Source organism: Sphingobium phenoxybenzoativorans, assembly GCF_001757355.1.
Classification (GTDB): domain Bacteria; phylum Pseudomonadota; class Alphaproteobacteria; order Sphingomonadales; family Sphingomonadaceae; genus Sphingobium; species Sphingobium phenoxybenzoativorans.
On the sequence record NZ_MINO01000108.1, the window covers coordinates 1 to 8,685 of the forward strand.

Consider the following 8,685-nt stretch of genomic DNA (forward strand, 5'->3'; position numbering starts at 1 on the left):
CTTCGCCGCCAGATCGGTCTGGTGCGCCTAAGCGGGGACGACCGTAACGACCGCGACCTCCGGCTGGTGCAAGGATCAGCACTCGATCGCCTGCTTTCTGACAAGGGTCTGCGATCGCGGATGGCAAACACGCTCGCTGACCATGCGATTAAAAATGAGTTGGCGGACGGCGCGAAGAGCTCGCTCACCAAGCTCGACCAAGCCTTTGCGGAGCAAAAACTTCCCAACAATCTGGATCTGCAGATCACCGGCGGCCAAGGCGCCTCGATCGCATCTATGGTTGGCCTCACCGCCCAGCGTGGGAAGGTCGTGCTGCCCGTTGCGAGCTGGGGCGCGGGTACGCGGCGCCTGGCTGCGCTCGCGATCGCCGAACAAAATCAGGGTGAGAACCCGATCACGGTTGTCGACGAGGTCGAACGCGGTCTCGAACCCTATCGGCAGCATGTGCTGATGGAAAAGCTTCAGTCGCTCAGCACGCAGGTGTTCGTGACGACGCATAGTCCGTCAGCGCTCACAGCGGCGGCCACTTCTGCGCTGTGGTACGTCGATCATGCCGGGAACATTGGGCGGCTAGAAGGCGCCGTCACAGATCGACACCGGGCCCGTGATCCCGAGCTGTTTCTCAACCGCTTAGCGATCGTCGCCGAAGGCGCAACTGAACGCGGCGCGGTTCTGGAGATTGTTGAGCGCGCAATGGGAGGGTCGCTTAAGCCGCACGGTATTCACGTCTGCGACGGCGGGGGCCACGAGGACACACTGCAATTGCTTCAGGCTCTGGCGAAAAGTGGTCTCACATTCGGTGGCTTTGTCGACGAAGAAGGCAGACATGGCGATAGCTGGTCGGCTCTCAAGATCAAGCTTGGCGATCTGCTGTTCCGCTGGGACTTCGGCTGCATCGAGGAAGAGATTATCACCGCGACGCCGGACGATAAGCTCGAACAGCTGATAGTCGATCCGACCGGTGAAAGGACCGGCGTGCGGCTTTATACTCTGGCGCTACGGTTAGGGATCCAGGCAAAGGACTTCGCGGCGCTTAGCGAGGCGGCAGGAGGCAATCTCAAGCAAGTTATCCGCGCTGCGGCGCTCGGGGAAGTACCGGAAGGCAGAGAGGGCGAACGTCGAACGTATAAGTCACATAGTCAGTCGTGGTTCAAGACGCTTGCCGGCGGCCGCGAACTTGCGTCAAAAATCTGGTCGCTCGGGTTGTGGCCGACATTCGGACCGAAGCTGCTGCCTTTCTGCAATGCAGTGAGGTTGGCGGTCGGCGAAACATCTATCACTGATTTGCCGGGATGAGCGATCGCGAGGTCGCCACAGCCCTTCGATCGACGGCTCCAATGGTCGTCATCGAGGCACCGGCTGGTTGCGGCAAAACGCACCAAGGAGCTGACTACGCGCGCGAAGCCGCTTCCTCTGGCGGCCGCCTGCTGATTATCACTCATACCCACGCCGCCTGCGGTGTCTTCGCTGAGCGGACCTCGGATCGCGGGCGCCATGTCGAGATCCGAACGATTGACAGTCTTATCGCGCAAATCGCGGCCGCTTATCATGCGGGTATCGGGCTGCCGTCCGACGTCGCGGCCTGGACCCGCCGGACCAAGGACGGTTATAAAATTGCCGCGGCAAAGGTGTCGCAGTTGCTCGCGCGACATCCGATGATCGCCAGAGCGCTGGCTGAGCGCTATCCCACGGTTATCTGTGATGAACATCAAGATTCAAGCGCAGATCAGCACGCGCTCGTGGTAGCGCTGAAAGCGCAAGGCGCGCGGGTACGCATCTTTGGCGATCCTATGCAGCATATCTACAAGGACGATGTAGCAACCGCCGCCGCGCCGCCTTGCGATTGGACGGGCATCGTGTCTTCGGCCGATGCTTTCGCCGAACTGTCGACCCCTCACCGTTGGAGGTCCGGATGCAACGATCTGGGGCAATGGACACTCGAGGCTCGGAGGACATTGAAGGCGGGCCAGCGGCTCAGCCTGCGCGGACAGCTGCCACAAAGCGTTACGGTGACGATCTCCGAGAATGTTGCCAGGAATGCGCAAGGCTTCCAACTAAGCGACGCAAAATCAGCCTATGCGGCGGAACGGCGAGCGTCATCGCTCCTGATCCTCGCTCGTCACAATCACGTCACCCGCGCTTGCCGTAGCATGTATGGGCGCCGTCTCCCGCTATGGGAAGGGCACACCCGCCGCCATCTCGATACATTGGTCGACGCCATGATCGTGGGGGCGAACAATGCGGAGCATCTGGCTAGCGCCGCAGCTGCGTTCATCACAGCGACGAGCAAAGGGTTCACGGCGTCTGGCTTCGCCAACCAATTCATCGAATATGCGGGGCAAGGCTGCACCAAGCCCCGGCGGGGTAAGCCCGCCACTCTCCAGGCGCTGGCAATGCATATTGTCGAACGGCCCGACCATCGTGGTGTTGCTGCTATGCTGCGCCAGCTTGCTTCGCTCAAAGGCAGTGACCCCGCATTCGCGGAGGTCGAGTTCGATCATCGCAGCGAATATTGGGACGCCGTGCGCCTCGGTGGTTTTGACGATATCGAAGCTGGGCTCGCGGAGATCGCGAATCGGCGCACCTATTCACGGCCCATGCCCCCGGCCAAGGCAATCAGCACGATCCACAAGGCCAAGGGTCTCGAATGCGACGATGTCCTATTGCTGTCGGTCGACAAAAATAGTTTCCCTGACAGGGCGGACGCACGCTGCCTGCTCTACGTTGCGCTGAGCCGGGCAAAGAAACGGCTCCACATCGTTGCGTCGCAGGCTGCAGCCAGTCCGCTAATTCAGCTTTAACCGGCTTCACGAACGCTTATCGCGGGCAGGTCACACCTGTTCGTGAGCCACTGCGGTGAGCTCCAAGAGCTGCTCCTTGAAAACAGGGCCATCCTCAACCGCAAAACACTGTTCGTTCTCGCAGAACAGGACGAAGGCACGGTCGCCGCCCTCGCGCGAACTGCTGTAGATTATCCCATCGACAGCGTTGCCCTCACCGTCGCGGAACACACGTCGGAAGTATTCGGTGACGATCTGGGTCGGAACATATTCGATATGTTCGCGACCATCTCGGGCTATCGGCTGCACGATGTCATACGCGAACGCGTGCAGGAACCGTAGAGGATGGATGCGGTAGTGCCCCTCTGCTTCGAATACGCTCGGTATATCGGGAAGGTCAGCGAGGTCGAGCACTCGTAGATTGCGCAGCGGACGGAAGGTGCCGATCGACAAGGTTTGTCCGGCATGATGCTCGGGGTCGACTGTCTCCAACCGTGCCGTAGTGAGATCGAACGCCCCATAGAACATCGGGATACCCGCTGGGCTCATCCGGTTCGACTGGTTGGCGAACTGCTCAGGCGGTGTGCCGATCGTAGCGCCAGTGTCGTAGAGTTCCTGACCCACACGGATACGGTAAAGGTTAGTCTCGGTGGTAATCTCCGTGATGAGGTTGAGTTCTGCCAGCTCGTCGACGACGGTTTCGCCGATGGCGGCGAGCATCCGTGACGGCGGTACCTCGGCTGATCCGTTGTCCTCTTCCGGCGCCAGGAAAACGTAGCGGGTCCGATGTTTCACGACGTCTTTGAACGCGTCCCATCCCCACGACAGACGCTGGCTCTTGTCGCCGGCGTAGTATTCGCGCTCGACCCAGCCATTGTTGCCGATGGCGTCGATGATCGCATCGGTCACCGCCTCGTCATCGCTGATCTCATAATCAGCCAAGACATCCCAGCTGTCGCTAATCGACGCCTGATAGCCGCCTTCGGCTGAGATATATAGGATACCCTCGTCGTCGGGGTGGTTCCAATCGAACCGGATGCCCGTCAGCACGATGCCAACGAAATCATCGAAGCTGGCAGCGATTGGCGCGTCGGCCTCCGCGCCACAAAAGCGACAGCTGGTCTCAGACACATTCTCGTCGACCCAAGTTTTCAATGCAGCATCGGTCACGCAATCCGCGCAGATCGCTCCATCGACCTCATCATAGCCCCGCTCGTATTGCGCGAGTTGCCACTCTTTAGCTCTTCCCATGGCGAGACCTGACCAAACGTTTCGCCTGAAATAGGGGACGAAATCGCACTCGGTAAAGTACGGCACAACTAGCAACTGGGGGCGAGAAGCCTTGCGCGCTCCTGGCACGGCGATGCCATGATCGCTCCGTCAAGATCGCAGGAGCATGGCTAAGGCCTTGGCAGCTGCTCCCAGAGTTCACGACGCATCGCTGTCAGGCGCGCCTTGTCCGCCGCCGGGATGGTGCCGAGAAAGTCAATCAGCAGCGCGCCGATGGAATCCATCACGCGTAAGCTCGTGATACGGAAGCCCTTGAACGTCGCGAACAAAGCTGGCTCGATCGCAGCCAGTGTGTCGAAGCGTGCAATGCGTTCGTCCGCGCTCGGATGCGTATCACCTCGCGGCATTGGCGCGCCCAGCTCATGCTCGAACCGTCGAAGGGTTTCCAACGCCTTGAGCAAGATCACGCCGCCCGAGCCGGATGCCAGATAGGGATTCCAGATGGGCGTGCGGTCGCGCTCGCCGATCGGTCTTCCCATTCGCAGCGCAAATTGATCGGCCTCGAACTCTTCAACTCGAGCGTCGGCCTCGATGTCGCGACCATGCCCGTGATGATGATGGCCGTACTCGTGAGCCACGACGAAGACCTCCATAGCCCGGGCGATCTGCTCGACTAGGAGCACCTGTTTGGGATCCGACGGTTCGAACGGCACTGTGGCGTTGGTGCCGCTCATCGCGAACGAGATGAAAATCCGGTTCCAGTAGAGGACAAGAGGCATGTTCCTCCGCAACAGCAGCTTCGCAGCCTCAAGCGTGAAATGGTCCGATTGCCAGTAGTACGGATCGAGCAGAACCGTGCGGTGAAACGCCTTTGCGATTAACCCACAGAAGCGGAACGTGAACGCGCCGGCCGTGATTATGCTCTGCTCGGTCATGATCACGCCTGCTTTCGAGGCGAACGGTCCGGTGACCGGCTCTATCCCTCGCGCGACGTTGCGCTGGCTGCCCAATCCCTGGCGCGCCATTTCCGCTTCCACATCGTCACACAAAACTGCTTGGAACGCTTCGGCGGAAGGATTCACGCTAGGTCGACTGGACGTCGTGTCCGCGGTACGGCCAGGGGCCATTGCGAGAATCTTTTCGATTTCGGCCGTGCTCCATCCGGCTGCGGTGAAGCCCGCCCGTGCACGCGCTTCGTCCTCGCGCGGATCATAGTTCGGATCCATAACCGCGGCACCCGGGTGGGCCGCAGTGCGCGCGAACATTTGCGCCCACAAGTCATTTGCCGCGTCGTTCCCTTCTTGCTCCATCGCTAAGGTTTAACATCGCGAATCACCTCGCGGAACGACGGAGCTGGAGGGCACGTTGAGTTCAAAGCTATTTGTGATCGGGAACGGGTTCGACCTGCACCATGGGATACCTTCCAGGTTCAGCGATTTTGGCCGCCGAGTTGGCGAGGTTGCGCCCGAGATTCTGGGGCTGATCGACGACTATCTTTTCGTCGATGAAGATTTTTGGAATTGCTTCGAGGCGCGTCTCGCGACGTTTGATTCCGACAATGTGATCAACCATGCCGAACATTTTCTGGTGCCGTACAGTGCTGAGGAATGGAGCGACGCGTCCCATCACGACTTCGAATACGAGATCGAACAAGTAGTCGACGGCTTGTCGCGGAGGCTCCGGGGTCTGTTCGCCGAGTGGATACGCAGTCTCCCGATACCGCAGCCGGGATCCGTGCCGCTGGTGCGCTGCATTGATCCCAGCGCGCGCTTTTTGTCCTTCAACTACACGCCCACGCTACAACGACTGTACAATGTCCCCGAGCCGAACGTTCTGCACATCCACGGTCGCTCGTCCGACGTCGATGGCGACTTAGTGCTTGGTCATGGCTGGGAGCGAACAGCGGCAGAAATGCTTCATGGGCAAATCAACGAGGGCACCGATACGCGAGTGGCCGGCGGCTATCGGCTGATCGACGAATATTTTGCGAACACGTTCAAACCTACCGGGCAATTGATCGAACGCTATCGGGCGAAGCTCGATAGTCTACGCAATGTGTCCGAGGTCATTGTGCTTGGGCACTCGCTCGCCGACGTAGACGCTCCCTATTACCGGGAGATCATTGCACAGGTCGGCACGCGGGCGACCTGGACCGTCAGCTGCTATTTGGAACCGTCTTCGGAAATGGCCGGGCTGGAAAGGCTCGGTGTGCCGAGCCATCTCGCACGTTTCGCACCACTATCGATGCTCTGATCTGCCGTTAGGCAGCCTACTACAATGCGAGATTCGTTTGAACGGGTTTCGCCTTACCCGTCGCGCCGATTTCCCGGATATCGAATATCCGCGCTGGCGGCGTCACCAAAAGGTCGGTTTCTGGAACGATGCCATCTAGCCAATCCTTAACCTGCCGCCGAAGGATGATGGCCCCGTGCCGCTCCTGATATTGTGACACCTCGGCATTCGCTGGGACGGTGATGATCCGGAAGGAGAGCGGCCAGTCGCCCATCGCTGGCTCCCAGACTCCGGCGAGATAGAAGAAATTCCCGTCATCGAGCTTCACCCGATAGCGCTTCTCGCCAACCCTCATCTGGAATTCGGATGCCGGGATCAGGCAACGGTGGCTCGGGAACGTCTTGCCCTCAGAGCGCACAAACCTAAACTCGACGCCATCGGTGAAGCGCGGATTGGACCCCCAGCGTGCCTTGATCAGTTGGGGTCGTCCGGGTTCTTCCGGCTTGTACCGCACAATCGGCCGGAGATTGTCCTCCGGCGCGTCGGCTTCAAACGGGGTCGCGGTCGCGTCCATTGCGTGGAACATAATAAGAACGATAGTGAGTCGCAAGGCTGAGGAGATTGGGGTCCGACATGTGTAACGATTACCGCCTCGAAGTTGAGATCGCCTCGATCATGGAGGATTTCAATGATCTGGAGATCGCGATCGAGACGCCCGAGGGCATCCCCAACGTTGCTCCGCGAGCGGACATCAAGATCACCGACACGGCCCCGATTGTGCGCAGCGCTACGAGCCGAATGCGGGGCGAGCTTGTGCAGCGTCGATGGAGTTGGCCCGCGCCGAACAAGAAACCGGTCTACAATTTCCGATCGGAGGGCCGCGAGTTCACGACCGGCCGCTGCCTGATCATCGCCGACGGCTTCTACGAATTTACGACCCCCGAGGATCCGAAAAAGAAGCGTAAGGACAAATGGCTATTCACGAAAAAGGGTGAGCCCTGGTTCTGCATTGCCGGCATATGGCGGAGCAATCCGGATGTCGGCGAAGCCTTCACGATGCTGACTATGGATCCGGGGCCGGACATCGCTCCCTTTCACGATCGCCAGATCGCGATCCTCGATCGCGCCGACTGGGCCGATTGGCTAGACCCCTCGGTGTCGGCGAAGGACATCCTCAAGGCGCTTCCGGCCGGCAGCCTTGCCGTCGAGCAGGTCGGATAAGCGCAGCGGCAGACCCGGCCGCCGCTTAAGCAGAACCCTCGTCCTCCCTCATCCGTTGAGTGCGGACATCAGGAGGCGATAATGGCCAAGCTCAGCACCGAAGACCGCGACGACCTGTCCAAGAGCTCCTTCGCATTTCCCAAGCAGCGAAAGGAGCCGCTCGAAAACGCGAGCCATGTCCGCAACGCGGTCGCCCGCTTCAACCAGGTCAAGGACGTGAGCGACGACGAACGTGACGAAGCCTGGAAGCGGATCAAAGCGGCGGCAAAAAAGCACGGCGTGGAGATCAGCGAAAAATCCTGGCGCGAGGTCGGCAAGGGCTAGCTCAGTAGCCCCATAAGGGATTCACAAGCCTTGACGAATCTCCGGACTCATCGGAACATATAGCGAACAAGTGAGTCGATGTTGCCCGATGTCCGCCCAACCGTCGTCCTTCGATCGGCCGAGTGCCGATCCGCTAGCCGCGCTTCGCGCGCAGCTTGCGCAGGCGCAAAGCCAGCGCGGGCCGGTGCTGGCCTTCGGTATCGACGCGCTCGATAATCGGCTGGGCTCAGGCGGAATAGACGGCGCCGGCCTGCACGAGATCACCGCTGCTTCACCGACGCTCGGCGACGATGCCGCCGCCACCTTATTTGTCGCGGGGCTCGCTGCACGGTTCGCTACTGTGCCCGGCGCCAACGTCTCGTGGGCACTCACCCGCTTCGATCTCTATGCGCCCGGTCTCGAACAGGCCGGCCTTCCGGCAGCGAAGCTGCTCTACCTTCAGGGCAAGAACGAGACGATGGCGCTGGCGCTCGCCGAGGACTCGCTCCGCGACGGCAGTTTCTCCGCCGTGGTGGCCGAGGTGAAGGTCGCTGATCAGACCGCAACGCGGCGGCTGCAACTGGCGGCGGCGGACGGTCGAACGCCGATGCTGCTGCTCCGGCGCTGGGCGAGGTCCAATCGCGATCCGCTGGAGCGTCCGTCCGCGGCGATGACCCGTTGGCGGATCGGCTGCGCGCCTTCCGTGCCTTTGCCTGCGCCGGGGGTCGGCCGCGCCTGCTGGTCGGTCGAGCTGGTGCGGCAGCGGAACGGCAACCCATTCTCTCTTATGGTCGAGGCTTGCGATGACACGGGTCGCCTCGCTCTACCTGCCCCAGCTCGCCATCGAGCGGCTGCGGCGGTCGGAGCGGCCAGCCAGGCCGCTTGAACCGCGCGCTTCTGCAGCGCCGCTCTCTTCGCC

Annotated in this window: 9 protein-coding genes; 6 read left to right on the forward strand and 3 right to left on the reverse strand. The window is 60.7% G+C overall.

The annotated features are described in order from the left end of the window. A partial coding sequence (locus tag BHQ40_RS23000; RefSeq protein WP_070158074.1) for an ATP-dependent nuclease occupies positions 1–1,296 on the forward strand: 1,296 nt, incomplete at its 5' end. Beyond that, entirely contained in the window at positions 1,293–2,801 is a 1,509-nt protein-coding gene (locus tag BHQ40_RS23005; RefSeq protein WP_070158075.1) for a UvrD-helicase domain-containing protein, read from the forward strand. The genes BHQ40_RS23000 and BHQ40_RS23005, both read left to right, overlap by 4 nt. A 30-nt stretch (positions 2,802–2,831) precedes the next feature. Here the strand turns inward: BHQ40_RS23005 and BHQ40_RS23010 are convergent, their stop codons facing one another. Together BHQ40_RS23010 and BHQ40_RS23015 are read right to left on the reverse strand one after the other, a co-directional pair. Next, positions 2,832–4,031, reverse strand: coding sequence for a HEPN-associated N-terminal domain-containing protein (locus tag BHQ40_RS23010; protein ID WP_070158076.1), 1,200 nt, complete (start codon positions 4,029–4,031; stop codon positions 2,832–2,834). A 149-nt stretch (positions 4,032–4,180) separates the two neighbouring features. Continuing rightward, positions 4,181–5,236 carry a hypothetical protein gene (locus tag BHQ40_RS23015; protein WP_171905939.1) on the reverse strand — a complete coding sequence of 352 codons (1,056 nt, stop codon included), beginning with the start codon at positions 5,234–5,236 and terminating at the stop codon, positions 4,181–4,183. Between the two features lie 139 nt (positions 5,237–5,375). Between BHQ40_RS23015 and BHQ40_RS23020 the strand changes: the two genes are divergently transcribed. Continuing rightward, the gene (locus BHQ40_RS23020; protein ID WP_070158078.1) at positions 5,376–6,263 is read left to right on the forward strand and encodes a bacteriophage abortive infection AbiH family protein; all 888 of its coding nucleotides are present in this window, start codon (positions 5,376–5,378) and stop codon (positions 6,261–6,263) included. A gap of 19 nt (positions 6,264–6,282) precedes the next feature. Here the strand turns inward: BHQ40_RS23020 and BHQ40_RS23025 are convergent, their stop codons facing one another. After that, positions 6,283–6,816: an SOS response-associated peptidase family protein gene (locus BHQ40_RS23025; protein ID WP_070158079.1), complete on the reverse strand. Its 534-nt coding sequence runs from the start codon at positions 6,814–6,816 to the stop codon at positions 6,283–6,285. Between the two features lie 59 nt (positions 6,817–6,875). Here BHQ40_RS23025 and BHQ40_RS23030 point away from each other — a divergent pair, with 59 nt between their 5' ends. From BHQ40_RS23030 to BHQ40_RS23040, 3 genes are all read left to right on the forward strand, one after another. Continuing rightward, on the forward strand, positions 6,876–7,463 hold the full coding sequence (locus BHQ40_RS23030; RefSeq protein ID WP_070158080.1) for an SOS response-associated peptidase: 588 nt from the start codon (positions 6,876–6,878) through the stop codon (positions 7,461–7,463). An 81-nt stretch (positions 7,464–7,544) separates the two neighbouring features. Further along, positions 7,545–7,787, forward strand: a complete 243-nt coding sequence (locus BHQ40_RS23035; RefSeq protein ID WP_070158081.1) for a DUF6582 domain-containing protein — start codon at positions 7,545–7,547, stop codon at positions 7,785–7,787. An 88-nt stretch (positions 7,788–7,875) separates the two neighbouring features. Next, the gene (locus BHQ40_RS23040) at positions 7,876–8,652 is read left to right on the forward strand and encodes an ImuA family protein (protein ID WP_171905940.1); all 777 of its coding nucleotides are present in this window, start codon (positions 7,876–7,878) and stop codon (positions 8,650–8,652) included. Positions 8,653–8,685: the final 33 nt, after the last annotated feature.